Genomic DNA, 20,971 nt, shown 5'->3' on the forward strand with positions numbered 1-20,971 from the left:
AAAGGGCAAGACTTAGCCAGATGAATAAAAACGAAATACAGCAATTAGCACAAAAATACCTGGATGGTACCGCAACAGCCGAAGAAAAAAGGCTGCTCGACCAATGGTATAATACAATTCATGATGACGATCAAATTGTAAATGTTGCTATCGAAGAGCCTGAATCAGAGGCAGACATCAAACAGCGGATCTTTGCTAATCTGCACCGGAAGATCAAACAGGAGCCGGAACCACGGAGTTATCCCGGCGTTTTAAGGCGTTTGTATGTTCAAATTGCGTCGGTTGCTGCTGTAATTATTATTATTTCATCCGTTTCCTGGTATTTCAGCAGGGTAAATTCAACTGTTCAGCTGGCAGATACTGCGCTTGTAAACATTGTTGCCCCGAAGATCATGGAAATCACATTATCTGACGGGTCAAAAGTTTGGCTCAACGCGCGTTCTGTGTTCAGATACCCTAAAACATTTGGAAGTAAAAACCGCCAGGTTGAATTGATTGAAGGCCGGGCATTTTTTGATGTAAAGCACCAGGTAAGTCATCCGTTTATTGTAAAAACCAAAAGCTTAAATATTACGGTTTTAGGAACATCGTTTGATGTACGCACCTATCAAAAAGAAGGCACCACTAAAGTAAGTGTACTAACCGGAAAGGTTGGAATTACTTTAACCGGCAATACCAGCCAACGTGCTATTATGCTTTTACCAAAACAACAAATTGTTTTAAGCAAGTTAAACAATCAGCTTAAAAAGGAAATCACACATGAATCTGTTGTGAATTTATGGTGTAAGAGTCCGCTTGTTTTTGAGCAGGAGAATTTGAATAATATATTCAAAGCAATAGAGAAGCAATATAACACGCATATAAAAGTAGACAATAAAAAGTTGCTCGATGAGCGGATCTCCATAACGTTAGGGAACCAACGCCTTGACACTATTATGGAAATTTTAAGTTTCACCAAACATTTTAAATATCAAATGGCCAATGACAGTACAGTAGTTATTAAATAAACCTCCGGACTTAGCAGCTAAGAAAGGAAAAAACCGGGAACACAATGAATGCTCCCGGCATTTTAGCAGCCCCTGCATATATGCTTGAGACCCATATACAGACGGCTTTAGTTTAACCTTGAATATTAAACCAAACAAATATGATAAATTTTTACGGCAAAGTATTGCCCATACTCCGAAAATGCATGCGCATTTCTACAATAATTATTGGTATACAAGTATGTTGCACAACCATCCTGATGGCAACGGGTACCCGTGCGCAGGAAATGAATTTAAACGTTGAAAAAGTAAGTGTTAAAAAAGTTTTTAAACTTATTGAACAACAGGCAAGGGTTACATTTGTTTATGACGAGCAAGTGATTAACAGCCTGCCTCCCCTTACCCTTCATATAAAAAACCAGCAATTGACAGAAGTGCTGGATCAATTGCATGATAAAACATTGTTGCAGTTTAAAGAGGTAGGCAATTACATTGGAGTAGCTCAAAACATAGGTGAGATCCCCGCACTCAATGTAGCTGCACTTGAAAGTAATAAAGCGCTTAAAATTGATGGCACGGTAAAAGACGTTAGCGGGCTGCCGGTAATTGGCGCAAGTATTTTAGTAAAAGGAACTTCGCGGGGTACGCAAACAGATGTAAATGGTAAGTTTACTATAGATGCCAATATTGGCGAAGTGCTTGTTGTTGGCTATTTAGGTTACCTGAAACAGGAAGTAACCATTTCATCGCAGGCACAATTATCCATAGTGCTTGTTGAAGACCCAAGGCAGCTTACAGAAGTTGTTGTAACAGCCTTAGGTATTAAAAAATCCGAAAAATCAATCACTTATTCTTCACAGCAAGTATCAGGAGATGAGCTTACAAGGGTAAAAAGTGATAACCTGATGAATTCGCTTAATGGCAAGCTTTCAGGTGTAACTATTTCGCCCAGCGCTTCTGGCGTTGGCGGCTCGGCAAAAGTTATATTAAGAGGTAATAAATCAGCGGGTAGTAACAACCAGCCGTTATACGTAGTTGACGGGATCCCGATCTCTAATGGTGCAAACGCCAACGGACAACCAAATAGCACCTACGGAACAAATGTAGGGCAAGGCGGTGGCGTTATGGGCGTTAGCGCAAACCAGGATGGCGGCGATGGGATCTCAAACCTTAACCCCGATGATATTGAAAGCATTTCTGTATTAAAAGGCGCATCTGCTTCGGCCTTATATGGCAGCCAGGCACAAAATGGCGTTATTTTGATCACTACTAAAAAAGGTAAAGCAGGAAAAACCCAGATCAACTTTTCATCATCTTTTACTTCGGATCATATTGCTTACAAGCCGGAGTTTCAAAACAGCTACGGGCAAACATCAACCGGAGCTACGACCAGCTGGGGCGCGCCTATATCAGGAGCTACCGATAACTTATCCCAGTTCTATCAAACCGGTACAAACTGGACAAATTCTATCAATATTTCAGGCGGATCTGATATTGCACAATCTTATTTCTCCTATGCAAATACTACCGCTAAAGGTGTTGAGCCGGGCAATAAGCTAGGCCGTAACAACCTTAACTTCCGTGAAACAGGCCATTTTTTGAATAATAAATTAACTGTTGACGGAAATGTAAATTACATTACCCAAAAAATAAATAACAGCCCGGGCCTTGGTTTATATTTAAACCCGTTAACCGGTTTGTACTTATTTCCAAGAGGATTGGACATAACCCCATACAAAACCCAGTTTGAACTGCCACCTGTAGCCGGCGGCAATGGAGCACCAACACAAAACTGGCCTTTTAATGAAGATGTACAGCAAAACCCATGGTGGATAATTAACAGGAACCCTAATACTGCGCACCGTAACCGCATTTTAATAAATGCCAGCGCTAAGTATGATATTACCAAATGGTTAAACATACAGGCAAGGGGAAATATTGACCGCAGCAATGATATATATGAGCAGGATCTGTATGCAGGCACTAACCCTGTATTAGCTAAGGCAAACGGTCAGCTTTTATTGAGCAACCAAACTACTGAGCAAAAATACGGCGATTTACTACTTACTTTTACCGTACCTGGTAAGTCTGATTTTAAAGTTGACGGGGTGCTTGGCGGCAGTATAACAGATGCAATTACACAAGGCACAGTAACTGGCCCTGATGTGAGTAATAGCTACACCGCACCGGGTTTAACCATTCCAAACGTTTTTACACCACAAAACATTGTTGTTCTTCCGGGCGGATCTCCGGTATCGGCGCTGCAAGAAAATCACAATCAAATCCAATCGGTATTTGCTAACGTAAACTTATCGTACAAAAACTGGGCATACCTTACGCTTACCGGCAGAAACGACTGGTCATCAAACCTGGCATTTACACCTAACGACTCTTATTTTTATCCGTCAGCAGGTTTATCTTTAATATTAAACCAGATGTTTGAGCTGCCAAAAGAGATCACTTATGCCAAAATCAGAGGTACATATGCGCAAGTAGGTAATACAGTTCCGCCTTATGTTACCAACCCTTTAACACACTTTAACACTGGCGGCGGTGTACTATTAAATTCTGTGGCTCCGTTTCCTTTATTAAAACCTGAAAAAACAAAATCGTTTGAATTAGGTACCGATCTGCGTTTTTTTGATGACAGGTTAAGCTTCAGCTTTACTTATTATAAGTCTAACACGCTGAATCAGTTTATTAAAGTTATCCCTTCTTACACTACTACATTTTCCCAGGGCTATGTTAATGCGGGTAATATCCAAAACTCAGGCATAGAATTTATGCTGGGTTATGATGTAATAAAAAGCACAGCTTTCAGCTGGAATACATCAATTAACGGTTCGGCCAATAAGAACAAAGTGATAGATGTTGATTCAAAAGATGGCATTAACCAGTTTATTTTAACACCAAATTTTAACAATACCTATGAGTCTGTTTTAAATACAGGCGGTTCATATGGTGATATTTATGGCGTTACCTTTAAACGCGATGCACAACACCGCATCCTTATCGGAGCCGGCGGTACACCTGAAGTAAACAATGGGTATAACTACATTGGTAACCCAAGCCCGAAACTACAATTAGGCTGGAATAACAGCTTCAAATACAACAGGTTCAGCTTAAGCTTCCTTGTTGATGGCAAGTTTGGCGGCCAGGTACTTTCTCTTACACAAGCGGAGATGGACCAGTATGGTGTTTCAAAAGTATCAGGCGATGCAAGAAGCAATGGCGGGGTAAAAATAAACGGTGTTGATGCTGCTACAGGTTCGGCAATTACCAGTGTTGACCCTAAAACATGGTACAGCACAGTTGGTGGCCGCGCAGGTATTACTGAAGATTACATATACAGCGCAACTGTAGTCCGTTTACGTGAGGCGTCTTTAGGATATACTTTGCCATTCACAAAAGGGCCTGTTAAGAGCTTAAGGCTATCAATAGTAGGAAGAAACCTTATATATTTTTATAAGAAAGCACCTTTCGATCCGGAAGTTACTATGTCTTCAGGAAACGGGCTTTCAGGCGTAGATGTGTTTAATCAGCCTGCAACACGTAACATCGGTTTTAACCTGAATGTTACCTTATAAAATATTCACCTTTTAAAATAAAAATGATGAAAACATATTATAAATCAATCATACGCAACGGAAGTAAGTACTGCATAGCGGCTTTACTTTCGCTGATGCTATTAGAATTTACCAGCTGTACAAAAAACTTCGAAAAATATAACACCGATAACACAGGCTTAAACAGCAAGCAGTTCCAGGTTGGCTTAATATACCCGGCCATTCAAACCGCCATTTTTGGCGAAGAGGGAAATTACCAGCTTGATCAAAACTTAAATGCCGATTGTTATTCGGGATATATGATGTCTGCAAATCCATTCAGGGGCAACATCAACAACCTGACTTACAGCCTTGTTGATGGATGGAACCAGCAGATCTTTATTGATGCCTACACATCATCGTTATTTGATATAAATGCAATTGCCAAGGCCGGAACAAAAACTTCTCAGCCGGATTTTTGGGGAATCGCGCTAATTTTAAAAGTTGAAACATTTGACAGGTTAACGGATAAATACGGCCCTGTTTCTTATACCGCATCAGGAAAATCAGTTGTATCAACTCCTTATGACAGCCAGCAAAGTGTTTATCAGCAGTTTTTTCTTCAATTAGATACTGCTGTTACCAGCCTTAATTCTTTTGTGGCTGCTAACCCCGGTAAAACTCCTTTCCAGGCTTATGACCTTGTTTACAACGGTGATTATAAAGAGTGGATAAAATTTGCAAATTCTTTACGCCTGCGTTTAGCTATGCACCTTGTAAAGGTTGATGCAGCCACCGCACAAACACAGGCACAAAAAGCCTTAGACCCTGCCAATGGCGGTGTGCTTACAGTAAATACTGATAATGCCGGTATTTCTGGCGGCGGGTATCACAATCCGCTTAACGTAATTACAAGCAGCTGGACGGATATTTCGATGGGCGCTCCGTTAGAATCATTCATGGTTGGTTATAATGATCCGCGGCTTCCCAAATATGTATCTCCTGCTACCGACCCGCGTTTTGCAGGCCAGTACAAAGGGATCAGGATAGGATCATTAGTTACGGCAAAACCGGGTTACAGCGGTTATTCTATTTTAAATACACAAACCGCATTTACCTCCGGCTCGCCAATGTTGATGATGACTGCTGCAGAAGTATGGTTCCTGAAAGCTGAAGCTGCGCTTCGTGGCTGGACAGGCGCAGGCGATGCACAAACCGATTACACAACCGGCATCCAAACCTCTATGCAACAGTGGGGCGTATCAGGCTCAGCTTATATTGCCGATGTTACCAGTAAGCCTGTTGCTTATATTGACCCTTCAAATGCGATTAATAACTCACCTGCAGTATCAACCATTACTATTGGCTGGGATCCTGCCGCTGCCAATGAGCAAAAGTTAGAGCGCATCATTACACAAAAATGGCTTGCCATGTATCCCGAAGGCCAGGAAGCATGGACAGAATACCGCCGAACCGGGTATCCTAAACTGTTCCCTGTTGTAAATAACAACAGTAATGGCACAATAGATTCGCAAACGCAGATCCGCCGCCTGGCTTATCCGCAAAACGAATACACAACCAACGGTACCGAAGTAAAAAAGGCCGTTCAATTATTAGGTGGTGCTGATAATGGCGGCACCAGGCTATGGTGGGATGTGAGTAAACCTAATTTTTAATATAAAACACTTTAGTCGCTAAATAAGTAAAATCCCTCACCTAAATAGGTGAGGGATTTTTACTTATACATACATTCCAATTTTGGCAATAATAAATTATTGCTGGTTAACCCCTTGTTTATTTACTCACATCAAAATTTATCCAGTCAAGATTTAATAACGATTGTCTTGGCTTGCTTTTGTTTACAAAAACAAAGTACAGATCGTGTTTTGTACCCGGATCACTAATGGCAGCACTTAACTCTGCATAATCAGACCGTTTGCCTGTAGGCGTAAAGTTAAGTGTACTGATAACATTCCCTGTTGGCGAATCCACATGCACTTCTGCAGTCCCGTTCATATTTGCTGAAGAATACCGGTAAGTAAGCTCGTTGATGCCTTTAAGGTCGATATTTTTTAATACAAAAAATGATTTGTTATGAATGTTCCCGATGTCTTTATCCCTAACAGCAATGTTGTTGTATTGATCGGCATCTTCTGCCTGTACTTTTGCCGGCCTTAAAACAAGGCTAGCATTCGAGGTAAGGGAAGGCGCTGCTTTACCACCCTTATCAGTATACGATGCGGAGAGGATATACCTGCCTTCATCCTTATTACTCATATGCTCTTTAAGCGCAACAGTACCCTGCTGCGGCAAAAGCGTCACATTTTTAGGTGTATTTAGCGACAGAATGTATTTTACAATTTCGGTTGCATTTTGCTTTGAAAGCTGCGGATGTGCGCTCATGGCATGTTCACCCCATACACCGTTGCCACCTTTTATAATTTTATCGGCTAAGCGGTTTACCTGGTCTTTTTTACCAGCGTATCTTTTTGAGATCCGCATAAACGCCGGGCCTACCGATACCGCATTCACCTGGTGGCATGCCTTACAGTCGCTGGCGGCTATCATCTCTTTGCCATAACTATAGGTAGGGGCAATTTCCTGGTGGCCAATTAACGCCTTACCGTTTTCAACCTTTGCTATGTAGTTAAGCATCACTTTAACCCGGTTACGGTCAATAATCTTGTCCTGGTCGTCCTTTACATCAACCTTATATTTAAGCGATTCCGGATTATTGGTAAAGAAGCTGCTGTTCCCATCTGTGCTGATCGAAATCCTTGGCAGCGTATTACCTACTACAATCTTCACGGCATCCATACTGCTTTTACCGTGATCGTCAGTAACTTTCAGGGTAACCCTGTATACCCCATTGTGTTTAAAGGTGTGTGTAGGGTTTAGCTCTTTTGATGCCACGATTTTTCCTTCAAAGCGCCATTCGTAGCTAAGCTTATCACCCTCGTCAAAGTCGAAACTTTTTTGGTTGAAAGCTACTTTATAAGGAGCCATCCCAATGGTGTCGCGGGTATCGATCTTTGCTACGGGAGCGCGGTTACCGCCATTATAATCAACCTTTACCAAACGCGCATCAACGTTATCTATTCCGTAAACGGTGCCATATTCAAGCATATAGAGTGAGCCTTCGTTACCTATCTTTATATCAATCGGGCGCCTGAAATCACCGTTGGTTTCCATAAAGGGATCCATCCGTTTAAAATTTTGATTTTCATCCAGGTGTACTGCAAAGATCCAGTTACGCATCCAGTCGGCTACAAACAGTACCTTATCATAATACGCCGGGAACTTTGTGGCAGATTTAAGCTGCGGATTAAAATGATATACCGGACCTATTATGGCGCACCTACCACCCTGGCCTAATATTGGAAACTCGTCTGACACTGCGTACGGGTACCAGATCAATGGCTTTTGCGCCGGCGGCAGGATCTTTAAACCTGTACTGTAAGGCGATGTGTTCTTCGGCCCGTTAAGGTCAAAGTCACTCCCAACCTTTTTAGTAGCAAAATCATATTCTTTATATGGGCTATTGTTGCCAACAACAAACGGCCAGCCAAAGTTACCTGCCTTCCTGGCCTGGTTAAACTCGTCATAACCACGTGGCCCCTGTACACCATTGGTGCCGGCATCCGGACCAACTTCACCCCAGTATACATACCCGGTTTCCTGGTCAACAGACATTCGGTAAGGGTTCCGGCAACCCATTATATAAATCTCCGGCCTGGTATTCGCCATGCCTTTGGGGAAAAGGTTACCATCTGGTACCGTATAGCTACCATTTGCTTCAGGATGGATGCGTATTATTTTACCACGCAGGTCGTTGGTATTACCGGCTGAGCGCTCTGCGTCAAACACCAGCCTGCCGGGGCGCTGATCTATCGGTGCATATCCTTCCGACTCAAATGGCGTTGTGTTATCACCTGTTGAAATATACAGGTTCTTTTGTTTGTCCCATGATAACGATCCGCCTGTATGTGCACTAACCTCCAGGTCAATCGGGATATCGATGATCACCTTTTCCGATTTCAGGTTAAGCACACTGGTTTTACTAATGGTAAACCTGGAGATATTTTGTTTGTACTTGCCACCAGCTTCGGCTGTGTTAAAGAAATAAATAAAACTATTGCTTTCAAAATCAGGGTCGATGGTCATTCCCAACAAACCGTTCAGGTATTTGTCAACAGCCTTTACCGGGAACTTGTAAACTAATTTAGTCTTTTTTGTTACCGGCTCATATACATAAAAATTACCGGCGCGCTCTACAAAGAAAACCCTGCCATCGGGCGCTATCGAAAGGGCTATCGGCTCATTCAGATCATTTGAGAGGATCGTTTTAATGAACCTGTTATCCTCCGGGGTTTTAACCGCATAAGCTTTGGAATAATCCAGCGGAGCATTTGTACCTATTGCATATTTTATGCCGCCTAAAACATGCTGCAAAAACAATGGCTCACTATAACTTTCATCTGTATGGCCTCCCCCGGTGTAGAAGGAGCGCCCGCCATCAAATTCGTGGTACCAGGCAATAGGGTGATTATCGCCGTTAGTACCGCCTTCGTAAGTATCTTCATCCAGCTTGGCTAAGATCTTCAAATCAGGCTGGATGTTTTTGTAGTTGTACCATTCATCTGTACGCTCCCATCTTTTGGGCAATCCTTTTGTTGAAATATGAGTAGTATCAATTACATCAATAACCGCCTTGCGTACATTGGGGTTACCCGGGTGTCCGTTAAAATATGCGCCAACCAGCTTATTATACCAGGGCCAGTCGTACTCCGTATCCGTTGCTGAATGGATGCCAATAAAGCCGCCGCCTGCCTGGATATATCGCTCAAAAGCCACCTGTTCATCAGCGTTCAATACATTTAAAGTGGTGCTCAAAAACATTACGGCACTGTAATGTTTCAGGCTGTCTTCAACAAAATAGGCGGCATTTTTTGTGGTGTCCACCTCAAAGCCATTCTCTTTACCCAATTTTTGAATGGCTGCAATACCACTTGGGATCGAGGTATGATACCAGCCTTTGGTTTTTGTAAAAACCAGGATCCTTGGCGGTGTTTGTACAGTTGCCATTACAAACTTTTTAGGAGCAACGGTCTTAAAAGAATAAAAAGCGGTGGAAATGCAACCCGATATTGCAACAACACACAAAACTTTTAAGTAAGTAAACTTTAGCATAGCATTAATTATTTTATATAAAACACAATCAATTATTTCATTAAATAGTTAAAGACCCCAGAGCCGGTATGCACAACAAAATATTTCTGCCGGGCTATTTTGGCAATCATCTTCCCGCTCTCATAAACCAAAGACCCGCTATTTGTTGGCAGGTATATGGTTGCACTGGTATTGGGCGGTATTTCAACATGCAGCTTAAAGGAGGAAGCAGTTTTAACCCACGAACTGCTTATATTTCCATAAGGGGAATGGAATGTTCCTTTGGCAGCTATTATATTTCCAACCGGTTCCGGTCTGATCACAATTTGCCGGGACGCAACGGAACTATCCTGCTGGCTAATTCCTGCCAGGTTGTTGTAAAACCATTCCATTAAATGCCCCAGCATAAAATGATTATTGGATACAAAACGATAAGCCTGCCATGATTCTGTAAGCGCAGTTGCGCCATGCGCCAGCTGATAACCATATCCCGGCACATCCGACCGGCTATTCATGTCAAAAATAACATCCGACCGGCCTTCATCAGCCAGCACTTTTAACAGGTACCGGAACCCGATGTCGCCCGCAGTGATAGCGTTTTTGTGCGCCCGCAGATCCTTTACAATATTATCAACCACCGCCTGCTTGTTTTCCGGCTCAACCAGTCCCATGTAAACCGACATTGCATTTGCTGTTTGGCTGCCGGTGGCATACTGATGTGTTTGTGCACTATAAAAAGTACGGTTAAAATCTCTTTTAACGTCTTTTGCTATTTGCTCATACTTCAATGCATCTTCCTTTTTCCCGGTCAGCCGGGCTATTTTACATAAAATTTGGAGGTCGTAATAATAGTAGGCAGTTGCGGTAAGCGCTTTGGGAGTAAGCTGCGACTCGCCGGGGGCCTTTGGGCCAATATCAAACCAATCTCCTAAACCGTAATCTATCAAATTGTTATTGGCCCTGGTTCTTAAATAATCAACATAGCGCCTGATCATGTCATAATTATCGGTGAGCACCTGTTTGTTGCCATACCATTGGTAAACATACCAGGGCAGGATCACACCGGTACTCCCCCATTCGGGCGAGTCGACAAAGCCGCCTTCAAACACCACATATTCGGGCGCAATATCCGGGATCATTCCATTAGCGCGCTGTGCCTGCCTGATGTTACTGATTTCCTGCATAAAAAGGTTGGCCACATCATAATTATACCTGATGGAATTACCCATCAGGTGCGCCTCTTCCAGCCAGCCTAGTTTTTCGCGGTGCGGGCAGTCTGTTAAAATACTCGCCATGTTGCTTTTTATAGCCCAGTTAATGAGGTTATAAGTACGGTTAAACAGCTGGTCAGAGCAGTTGAAGTCGCCGGTTTTACCCGCGCTGTTCCGGGTATGCAGGCCTGCAATTTTTAAAACGACGGGCTTTTTAGCCACATTTGATTCCCCGGTGGGGACAGCGCCTTCCACTTGTAAATACCTGAATCCATAATAGGTAAAAAGCGGGTGCCAGGTTTCTTTATCCTCCCCTTTAAGTGTATATAAGAAATAATACGGCGCTCCTGATGCCTGTTGATTGACCGTGCCATTATCATCCAGCAGCTCGCCGGGTGTTATTTTTACCACATCGCCTTTTTTACCCTGTAATACGATCAATGGAATGCCCGAAGCATTTTGCCCTAAATCATAAACCCAACTGCTGTCATTAGGATGCGAGATCTTTTTTGTGGCAAGCGTATCCATAACTTTCAGAGCACTTGCTGACTGCGCGGTTAATTGCGGCCCATCAGCAACAACCAAAGCATTTTTCCAATTGCTATCATCAAAGCCGGGAGTATCCCAACCCGCCTGCTCTAATCTTGCATCATAGTCTTCGCCGCCATAAATACTTGAAAAAGTAATTGGTCCGGGCGCGGTTTTCCAGTTCTCATCGCTTACCAGGTTTGCAGTTGTACCATCCTGGTAATCCAGTTTAATGCGGCAGATCATTTTAGGATAACCAAATGCCCCGGTTATTTTCCGGTAACGCTCTCTTGGGATGTAGTACATGCCATTGCCCAATGAAACGCCAATAGCATTTGCACCGGGTTTAATTTGGCTGGTGATATCAAAGGAAACATACAAGGCTTGTTTGTCGTAGTTTGTCCAGCCAGGGTCGAGGAAGTGGTCGCCAACTTTCTCCCCGTTTATCCGGGCCTCAAAATGCCCGAGGCCACTGATAAAAATGGAAGCTTTTTTTATGGGCTTATTTACGTTAAAATTCTTTCGTAAAAGCGGTAAAACATCCTTGCCTTTCCCTAACGCCGGATCACCATCACCATGGATTGCGGGAACTATCCTGTCATTATCCGGCAGCACCTGGTAAGCAATCCATTTGGCGCCCATCCAGTCTTTATCCTCCAATAAGCCCATTTGCCAGTGGGCGATTGGGCTCCAGCTTGATGTGTTGTTCTTGTTGTCCCATACCTTTACTTTCCAGTAATAGGTCTTCGCAGCAGTTAAATTCCCCGTACAGGCATTCATAATGGATGAGCCGGAATTCACTTTCCCGGAATTCCATACATTCCCAAGATCCTTCCTGAGCAATAAAGGATCATCAGCAACCAGGATCTGGTAGCCAGTCTGCAGTACATTCCGCTGATCTGATTGCAGTTCCCAGCTTAGGTGAGGTGTACGGATATCTATCCCTAAAGGATCAACCCTGGATTCACATTTCAGGTTAATTACTTTAAGATGCTGCGCCCCAACTGTAAACGATATTAGCAGGGTGCTTACAAACAAGAAATATATTTTATAACTTTTAAGCATACGCATTAACGTTAATTACATATCAAGGTATAATAGAGATACTCCCTGCCTTGGTAATGCAATATGGATATTTACTTTTCCCTCAATCACTTTTAACACCGTGCTTTTGCCCATTTTTTGCAGTTGCCCTGCTTTTTCAAGCTCCCCTATTTGTGCTTTGGTTGGCTGCTGCGGCGAGCCCATTTTTTTCCATGCTGCGTAGGAATTGCTATGCGCATTATCTATCCGGTATTCCGTAAACGTGGCTTTGGTTACCGATGTTTTTAAACCATCAATAGCTACGCTTACAGGCTCTGCAGGGCCTTGCTTGTCCTTATCGGCATAATTCCACACCAGTACGGCAACAGATTTCTCATTACTGGAAGCAAGCGCGCCAACATCCGTTTGAGGGCCGCGGATGCTGGAATCAAGCACGGTTTTAAGGCTGTACATGCGATTCCCGATAACTTCCACCCTTTTGCCTTTCATCATACCCAGCATCCTGAAAACATTTAATACCGGCTTATCAACGCCATTTGTCGCCAGGTCACGGAACCCTGCAAACCAGGGCTGATCCTCAAACTCAAACGACCAGCTGACAGCGCCAACAAGATTCTCACTATACAAATCCATCAATTCATAAGTACGGGCAAATGCGGCGGCCGTATAGCTGGAATACATGGTACCGTTACGATACGCATTCTCCGGGTTGGTAGCCATCCCACAAGCCGCACATCCCTCCGGGTCTGATTCGCCGATGATAATGGGGATATTTTTAAGCTTTTCAAATGAGTTGATATTTTTAAAATGCCCCGCAATATTATTGAGTTGCTGCCTGATGCTCATTACCACCGTATCCTTTACCAGCGTTGGCGACCCTTTGGCATGAAATAAGACCATATCGAGCGGTGAGCCTATTTTGCCGGTAACATAATTGGTATCGTTTAAACAATGCTTAATAAAGCCGCTCAGCCATTTACTGGCGCCGCCGGTTACGTTAGCGCCTCCAATGCGGGCCGTGGGCAAGGCTCGTTTTACGCCATCGGCAGCATAATCATACAACTTGTAAAACTCAGGGATAGTGCCTTTCCAATAAGCGCCATCGGGTTCGTTCCAGACCTCCCAATACCAGCTTTCCACTTCTTTTTTGCCATAGCGGTTCACACAATGTTTTACCCATTGGTAAACCAGTTCACCCCATTTTTTATAATCTTTTGGGGGATAAGCCCAGCCGGTTTCAATTTTACTGTAGTCGGCTCCGGGTTTCCAGTGGTGCTGATAAGGTTCGGGATGAGTGGATAGTGCTTCGGGCATAAAACCAATTTGTGCTAGTGGTTTCATGCCGCGCTTTACATAGGTATCAAAAATACTATCAACAATATGGAAATTATAAACCGGGTTACCTTTGGCATCTTCCGTATAAATATTGGTCGATCCCCATTTTAAAGCCGGTACGCCATCGCCGGATGTAAGCAGGTTGTGCGTACGCACATATACCGGCACCGGGCTTAACGCGGCAAGTTCAGACAACAGTTTCCTGCCGTCCTTCATATAAGTAAAATTGGGCTCGTCGTATCCATACCAGGCCCAAATTGGCTTCATCTCTCCTTTTATAGCACTTAAGTTAACACGGATAGTTGCAGGCGTAGTTTGTGCAGTTGCAATACTGCATAGCAAGGTAATTGTAATTAATAACAGGTTAATTGGTTTCATAGATCTGGGATATCCAATGAATTGATTTGTAAATAAAAGAAATAAAATCAATAAATGTACAATTAACAGCTATTAAGTTACAAAGCTGCTGTCCCGGTCTTTTTTATCACCATGCCTTTACCCGCTTTCAGCAGTTCCATCGTAATTGTTTGTGTATAAGCTTTAATCTCAGCCTGGAAACCTGTTACCGAAGCTCCTGAGCGAATCTCTTCCAGGCGTTTTTCCCAATTGCCGGTGAGCTCGGCCTGGGCTATTTTATAATCCTTTACCACGTTATAAACGGCAAGCCCTGTTTCTGTGGGGAGCAGATTTTTCTTTTCTCTAAGGATATAGTCCCGTTTTATAAGCGTTTCAATTATGGCGGCACGGGTTGCGGGTGTGCCCAGTCCGCTATCTTTCATGGCGTAGCGCAGCTCATCGTCATCAATCTCTTTTCCCGCTGTTTCCAGCGCTTTTAATAAGCTAGCTTCATTATATAAGGGCTTCGGCTTGGTTTGTTTTTCAAGTAGATTTTTTTCAACTATGGGCAGATCTTCGCCCTGTTTTACTTTCGGGAGCGATGCATTCTCTTCGTCTTTCTTTTCTTCATCCGCTTCGTTAAACACCGCGCGCCACCCGGCTACACTGATCACCGTACCACTCGCCAGGAATTTGCTTCCCGAAACAACGGTAATCTCTGTGATCTCCTTGATACAATCCTGGTGAAAAGCTTCCAGCATCCGCCCTGCCACCAAATCATAGATCGCCTGCTTATCCTGCGACAATTGGTAAGGCACTTCGCCAGTTGGCAATATCGCGTGGTGATCGGTCACTTTCTTGGCGTTAACACTGCGTTTGTTCAACTTAATTTCACCAAGCGCTGTTGCCTGTTTCCCAAATTCCGGGTGATCTTTAAACTTATCAATCAGCTGCGGCACACCGGCAAAAACATCATCGCCAATATAGCGGCTGCCTGTACGCGGGTAGGTTACCAGCTTGCTTTCATACAGGCTTTGCAAAAGGGTCAGCGTTTGGTCGGCCGTAAAACCTTTCTTTTTATTTGCTTCCTGCTGCAGACTGCTCAAGTCATGCAATAAGGGTGGCGGCTCTTTCCGCGGTTTGGCTTCCACACTTAAAATATTCCCGGTAGGCAGCACCTGGTCGACAATTTGCTGTGCGGCTTCTTTCGTTTTATATTTTTCTTCGGATATCGCTTTAAAAACCTGGCCTTCCTTATCTACCATAATACTTACCTGGTAAAAAGGCTCGGGTACAAAGTTCTTATTCTCCAGGTACCGCGAGCAGATCATGGCCAGCGTAGGCGTTTGTACCCGGCCCAGTGAAAGCACCGACCGGGTGCCTGACGATAAGCTCAATGCCTGTGTTGCGTTCATGCCCACCAGCCAGTCAGATTGCGAGCGGCAATGTGCAGAGTTGAAAAGGGTATCATAGTCTGATCCCGGTTTTAAATTCCGGAAGCCATCCTTTATCGCCTCATCAGTTTGCGATGAGATCCACAGCCGTTTAAAAGGTTTTTTGCATTTCAGGTAGTAATAAATATACCGGAAGATCAGCTCCCCTTCCCGCCCGGCATCCGTTGCCACTATGATCTCGGTTGCTTCGTCAAATAAAGCTTTTATAATATCCAGCTGTTTTCGCACACCCGGGTCTTCTATCATTCCGTCTTTTGATTTTACCTTGCGGATAGAAAGCTTGAATTTTTGCGGCAGCATGGGCAGGTTTTGCACATTCCAGCCATAAAAGCCATACTCCTGCGGGGGCGCCAGTTGCAATAAATGACCGAAAGCCCAGGTAAAGGTATAGCCCTTGCCTTCCATATAACCATCCTTTTTTGTGGTTGCACCAAATACTTTTGCTATCTCACGGGCTACAGATGGTTTTTCGGCGATGATCACTTTCATACGTGCCGAAAGTAGCCAATTGGTAATACTGCTGCAACCTTTGTGGATAAATGTGCAGGGCAAACGCATTAAATTAATCATTTTTCTTATGCCCCGCTAAGCAAATTTGTAGTGGGCTCCGATTGAGCCCTGCAAACCTTTAGATAATTGTATCGTCCTAAAAAAAGTTTACAGGTGGAAAACTACCGGTTCTAATTACTTACATATAACAATAAAAAGGTTAAAAATCAGTATATTTGATTCATAGAAAGGCAAACAAATGGGTACTATTGAGGAATTAAAAGCGATTAGCAGTACGGTTGTAAGGCGTTTAAGAAGGCAAAAGCTTGATAACGGGAAGCCCTTTTTGATATGGTCAAACAAACTACCTAAAAATCAAAGTTATTTGGAATATCCCGATCAATCCATTAAGATTGTTACTGTTGCGCCAAATTTAAAGTCATTTACTATTGTTGAAGAATTGACTACTGGCCAGGCACAGGTTATCCGCCACGAATTAAACCTGTTTTAATATGCCCAGCCTGTACATTATTACGGGTTCAAACGGAGCCGGAAAATCTACAGTCGGTCCAGGTTATCTTCCAGAAGAAATCTTACAGAATCACACAATTTTCGATGGCGATTTGCTTTACACAAGAAAGCTCAATGAGCTATTCCCTGCTGTTACCAAATCAGCAAAATATGCAAGAAAGGATGCACTGGAATATGTAGTAGATTTATTCGAAGAGCAGACCAGCCAAGCATTAATCAATAACGATAACTATGTTTATGAAGGCCATTTTACCAATGATGCCACTTGGGGAAAACCAAAAGACTTTAAAGACGCGGGCTACCGATTGCATCTGATCTTCTTCGGTTTGGAAAATCCGGAACTATCACAGTTCCGTGTTACTGAAAGAGTCACAGAAGGGGGCCACTATGTAGATCCGCAAACCCTGAATAATAATTTTTACGGCAATCTTGAAAAACTAAATATTCACCACCAACTAATTGATGACCTGACCATCGTGGATACCTCAGAAATCAACCACCGGATCTTATTCAAAACCGTCTTGCAGCAAGTCGAGTTTCATGTTGAACGGGAGGAATTACCGACATGGTTTACTGATCATCTGCCTGCCATTGTGAATTATTTTCCATAATCGGTTAGTTAAAAAGACTAAACAAGGATTTGTAAATTGCTTGATTTTCTTGCCTTTAAAGGATATAATTAATAGGTAATATTCACATTTGGGCTCCGTCGGAGCCTCCTTTTAATGCGTTTGCCCCGGATAAATGTGGGCAGTTAACGATTTATACACATCAAAATTTTAGTTTTGTATAAACCCCTGTACCATGCGCAAACTCTTTATATTTTCAAACCTGTTAATATTGGCATTATTGATAGGCTGGAGCCTGATCTGGAAACCCGCCGTTTGGTCGTTTACCATATTCGGCCCGTTGTTCCTTCTTGGCATTTATGATTTTTTTCAGAAAAAGCATACCATAACCCGCAACTTCCCGGTATTCGGGCATTTACGGTTTGTAATGGAGGACCTGCGCCCAAAGGTGTACCAGTATTTTGTAGAAAGCGATACCAACGGAACCCCATTCAACAGGCAAAACCGCAGCGTGATCTACCAGCGTGCAAAAAAGGTGGATGATACCCGCCCGTTCGGTACCGAACTTGATGTTTACCAAAACGGCTATGAATGGCTAAACCATAGCATTGCCGCACTTTCACACGATCAGCTTAAAGAATCGCCGAGGGTAAAAGTAGGTGGTCCGGATTGTCTTCAACCTTATTCAGCCAGCATCTTCAATATTTCGGCTATGAGCTTTGGATCGTTGAGTCAAAACGCAATCCTTGCGCTAAATGCGGGCGCTAAGATCGGCAACTTTGCCCATAATACCGGCGAAGGCGGGTTAAGCGATTATCACCTGCAGGAAGGCGGCGACATTATCTGGCAGATAGGTACCGGCTATTTCAGCTGCAGGCATAAAGATGGAACCATTGATTTTGATGCTTTTGCGCAAAGAGCAGTGCTGCCACAGGTAAAAATGATAGAGATCAAGCTCTCACAGGGTGCAAAACCGGGCCATGGCGGAATTTTGCCTGCCGCTAAAGTCACCCCGGAGATCGCTAAGATCAGGCTGGTAGAGATGGGTGAAGATGTGATCTCTCCTCCTTATCATACTGCTTTCAGCACACCGCTGGAGCTTATGCATTTTATTAAAAAGCTGCGCGACCTTTCCGGCGGCAAGCCCATCGGTTTTAAACTTTGTGTTGGCCATAAAAGTGAGTTCATTGCAATTTGCAAAGCCATGATAGAAACAAAGATCTATCCCGACTTTGTTACTGTTGATGGCGGTGAAGGCGGAACCGGCGCCGCGCCTCTTGAATTTTCAAATTCGGTAGGAATGCCTTTAAGAGAAGCTCTTGCTTTTGTTTATGATGCACTAACCGGATTCGATCTTAAAAAACATATCCGTCTCATAGCGTCCGGAAAGGTAGCTACCGGTTTTGACCTGGTGAAGAATTTTGCGCTCGGGGCAGATATGTGCAATAGCGCCAGGGGAATGATGTTTGCTCTTGGCTGTATCCAGGCATTGGAGTGTAATTCCAATACCTGCCCAACAGGCGTGGCCACCCAGGACAAAAGCCTGATGAAAGGCCTGGTAGTACAGGATAAAAAAGTAAGGGTAGCCAATTTCCAAAAAATGACCGTAAGCAGTGCCCTGCAAATGTTAGGCGCAGCGGGCCTTAAGCATCCATGCGATCTTCACCGCGATTTTATTTACCGGCGTACCAGTCATAGCGAGATCCTTACCTATGGCGAGCTATTTCCATATATCCCAAAAGGCAGCTTATTAATAAGCCCTTATCCACTAAACTTTGAAAAAGACATGGCTATTAGTAGTCCGGAAACATTTGTGCCCGACTATAAAAAAGTCTCGCCGGTGCAAGTGGAAGCAACAAGTGTTTAGCAATTTTCAGGATTATACATGAGCTTATTTAACGATTCTGATTCTATATTCCTGTATCACCGGTACATGATAAAACTGCATGGCAGCCAAAGCAGCCACGCTTTGGGTTGGCTGGACGAAGAAAGCCAAAACATAAGGTTTAAAGCATTGGCCGGTTTAGGGAATATGAATAGTCACTCCGTATTAGATGCAGGCTGCGGTTATGGCGATTTCAGGGAGATCTATCCTGACGCAACATATATCGGGGTAGAACAAATTCCTGAACTGCTGGATGAAGCGATCAGTCGTTATGGGCATTTGCCCAAAACAACTTTTATATCCGGTAACTTTAATACAATAGACCTCCCTCTTACTGACTATGTAGTGGCAAGCGGTTCCCTGAATTATAAGAGTGAAGATCCACAATACATTTTTAAGGCAATTTCCACATTATTTAATAGTTGCAGGCTGGGTTTAGGCTTCAATTTATTGAATAAAATTATACCCAACGAGTTAATAGTAGCTTATGATCCTATTCAGATAATGGATTATTGCGCATCAATCTGCAGAGAAGTAAAATTGACAAGTGATTACAGCGATGAGGATTTCACCACCTACATGTACCGCTGATTACATGCAATTGCAAAAATGCCGTATCATAAATCAAATAGTGCGGTCTTTTAGCCTCCTATCCCGTTGGCTGTGTCCTCACAGCCAACGGAGAGAACACTGTCAATGGAGAGGAGAAGACTTTACCATATTCATGTACCGCTAAAAAGCAAAGCCCGGCTTTTGCCAGGCTTGTACTAATTTTATACGCAATAAAGTATTATGCGTTTTTCTTTTCAGTTACTTCCTTACGGATATCTGTTGCAGCAACTTTTAATTGTTGCATTGCATTACGTAAACGGGTTCCTGCAGCATTATTTGCTTTGTCATAAAATGCGGTTGCATCTTTCTCTGCGGATGCGATCAGTTCTTTTAGAGCATTAAATTTTTCCATTGTGTATGTTTTGTATTTAAAAGCCGCGAAAATATAAAAATCTTTTTAGCCGCGTAATCTCGGGCGTTTCTTTTTTTCAGATTGTACGGGTTGTACAGGTTCAGCCTGTTTATTTTCCGCTATCCGTACGCTGATCTTCCGGTCATCTATCTCTGCGCCATTAAGCGCCTGGATGGCCCGCTCAGCCCCGGGCTGGTCTTCCATGTGTACAAATCCAAAGCCTTTACTTTCACCGGATTTAATATCTGTAACAATGGTTACGATGCCAACCTGCCCGTATGCGCTAAAAAGTTCCAGGAGCTCAATTTCATCCATGTCCCGTGGGATGCCTACAACAAATAATTTGGTCATACTGAGTTATTCAGCTGCAAATATTGTTAATTATTTGTCGGTTTTACCAAAATAATCTGTCCAATATGATAGGCAATATGATTTGCCCGGTTTAGTACTACACTTAAGCGGTTTCTTGAGGGATCTTTTTCAAAGTCTTCATCAGTCATTGCATTGTGGCGTTTGAACCATTCTTCCGCAGGCAAATTGGTAAACAGCTCTTTTAATTCATTATGAATGCTGCCCCAGTATTCTTTTAATTCAGCAGGCGACAAAGTTGTGTCGCCAGGGTTATCCGGACTCTGCAGAAAAACAGCGGCGAGTTCAGGCCGGGTGAATTTGCCCAATCCAAGGGTTTCTTTTAATAAGTCATGGTATACGGCAAGGTGTCCGTACAGATAAAGAATACGATTTTTACCGGGGGCCACCGGTGTATACAGCTCAGTTTCAGTAAAGCCGTTGAATATTTTTTCGGCTCTTGCTACCTGGGTATTCCAACTGTGCAGTGCCATTTGAACGAATAGTTGTTGTTGATTCATAGTGTAAATATGGTGCTGTAAAACGGATTTAATTAGTCTGTCTGCAAAATTGACCC

General features: G+C 43.3%; 14 protein-coding genes. 7 read left to right on the top strand and 7 right to left on the bottom strand.

All coding sequences use genetic code 11. The features are described 5' to 3' along the window. Positions 1–20 precede the first annotated feature (20 nt). The 3 genes from BUE31_RS13625 (at position 21) to BUE31_RS13635 (ending at position 6,207) form a co-directional block, all read left to right on the top strand. Positions 21–1,007, top strand: coding sequence for a FecR family protein (locus tag BUE31_RS13625; protein WP_073404380.1), 987 nt, complete (start codon positions 21–23; stop codon positions 1,005–1,007). 140 nt (positions 1,008–1,147) lie between these two features. After that, positions 1,148–4,573 (top strand): SusC/RagA family TonB-linked outer membrane protein, encoded by a 3,426-nt coding sequence (locus tag BUE31_RS13630; RefSeq protein WP_234997817.1) that lies wholly within the window; start codon positions 1,148–1,150, stop codon positions 4,571–4,573. 23 nt (positions 4,574–4,596) lie between these two features. Next, positions 4,597–6,207, top strand: coding sequence for a SusD/RagB family nutrient-binding outer membrane lipoprotein (locus tag BUE31_RS13635; RefSeq protein WP_234997818.1), 1,611 nt, complete (start codon positions 4,597–4,599; stop codon positions 6,205–6,207). 118 nt (positions 6,208–6,325) lie between these two features. On the opposite strand, the gene BUE31_RS13640 is transcribed toward BUE31_RS13635, so the two are convergent. The 4 genes from BUE31_RS13640 to BUE31_RS13655 all read right to left on the bottom strand — a co-directional run bounded on the left by BUE31_RS13640 (position 6,326) and on the right by BUE31_RS13655 (position 16,097). Further along, positions 6,326–9,616 carry a ThuA domain-containing protein gene (locus BUE31_RS13640; protein ID WP_073404938.1) on the bottom strand — a complete coding sequence of 1,097 codons (3,291 nt, stop codon included), beginning with the start codon at positions 9,614–9,616 and terminating at the stop codon, positions 6,326–6,328. 137 nt (positions 9,617–9,753) lie between these two features. Further along, the gene (locus BUE31_RS13645) at positions 9,754–12,504 is read right to left on the bottom strand and encodes an alpha-L-rhamnosidase (protein ID WP_143167124.1); all 2,751 of its coding nucleotides are present in this window, start codon (positions 12,502–12,504) and stop codon (positions 9,754–9,756) included. Positions 12,505–12,519: 15 nt separating this feature from the next. Continuing rightward, positions 12,520–14,196 carry a GH39 family glycosyl hydrolase gene (locus BUE31_RS13650; protein WP_073404382.1) on the bottom strand — a complete coding sequence of 559 codons (1,677 nt, stop codon included), beginning with the start codon at positions 14,194–14,196 and terminating at the stop codon, positions 12,520–12,522. Between the two features lie 77 nt (positions 14,197–14,273). Beyond that, a complete protein-coding gene (locus BUE31_RS13655; protein ID WP_073404940.1) occupies positions 14,274–16,097 on the bottom strand; it encodes a DNA topoisomerase 3 in 1,824 nt (607 codons plus the stop codon). A gap of 259 nt (positions 16,098–16,356) precedes the next feature. Here BUE31_RS13655 and BUE31_RS13660 point away from each other — a divergent pair, with 259 nt between their 5' ends. The 4 genes from BUE31_RS13660 (at position 16,357) to BUE31_RS13675 (ending at position 19,673) form a co-directional block, all read left to right on the top strand. Then, on the top strand, positions 16,357–16,608 hold the full coding sequence (locus tag BUE31_RS13660; RefSeq protein ID WP_073404383.1) for a hypothetical protein: 252 nt from the start codon (positions 16,357–16,359) through the stop codon (positions 16,606–16,608). Position 16,609: 1 nt separating this feature from the next. After that, positions 16,610–17,239 carry a zeta toxin family protein gene (locus BUE31_RS13665; protein WP_073404384.1) on the top strand — a complete coding sequence of 210 codons (630 nt, stop codon included), beginning with the start codon at positions 16,610–16,612 and terminating at the stop codon, positions 17,237–17,239. A gap of 193 nt (positions 17,240–17,432) precedes the next feature. Continuing rightward, positions 17,433–19,064, top strand: coding sequence for an FMN-binding glutamate synthase family protein (locus BUE31_RS13670; RefSeq protein ID WP_073404385.1), 1,632 nt, complete (start codon positions 17,433–17,435; stop codon positions 19,062–19,064). Between the two features lie 18 nt (positions 19,065–19,082). Then, complete coding sequence (locus BUE31_RS13675) at positions 19,083–19,673, top strand: class I SAM-dependent methyltransferase (protein WP_073404386.1); 591 nt, start codon at positions 19,083–19,085, stop codon at positions 19,671–19,673. Positions 19,674–19,872: 199 nt separating this feature from the next. Here the strand turns inward: BUE31_RS13675 and BUE31_RS13680 are convergent, their stop codons facing one another. The 3 genes from BUE31_RS13680 to BUE31_RS13690 are packed head-to-tail and all read right to left on the bottom strand — an operon-like array spanning position 19,873 to position 20,915. Continuing rightward, positions 19,873–20,046: a histone H1 gene (locus tag BUE31_RS13680; RefSeq protein WP_073404387.1), complete on the bottom strand. Its 174-nt coding sequence runs from the start codon at positions 20,044–20,046 to the stop codon at positions 19,873–19,875. A 45-nt stretch (positions 20,047–20,091) separates the two neighbouring features. Then, a complete protein-coding gene (locus BUE31_RS13685; RefSeq protein WP_073404388.1) occupies positions 20,092–20,397 on the bottom strand; it encodes an RNA recognition motif domain-containing protein in 306 nt (101 codons plus the stop codon). Between the two features lie 26 nt (positions 20,398–20,423). Continuing rightward, positions 20,424–20,915 carry a DinB family protein gene (locus BUE31_RS13690; RefSeq protein ID WP_073404389.1) on the bottom strand — a complete coding sequence of 164 codons (492 nt, stop codon included), beginning with the start codon at positions 20,913–20,915 and terminating at the stop codon, positions 20,424–20,426. Between the last annotated feature and the right edge of the window lie 56 nt (positions 20,916–20,971).

Origin of the sequence: Mucilaginibacter sp. OK098 (assembly GCF_900142915.1) — a bacterium.
GTDB lineage: Bacteria > Bacteroidota > Bacteroidia > Sphingobacteriales > Sphingobacteriaceae > Mucilaginibacter.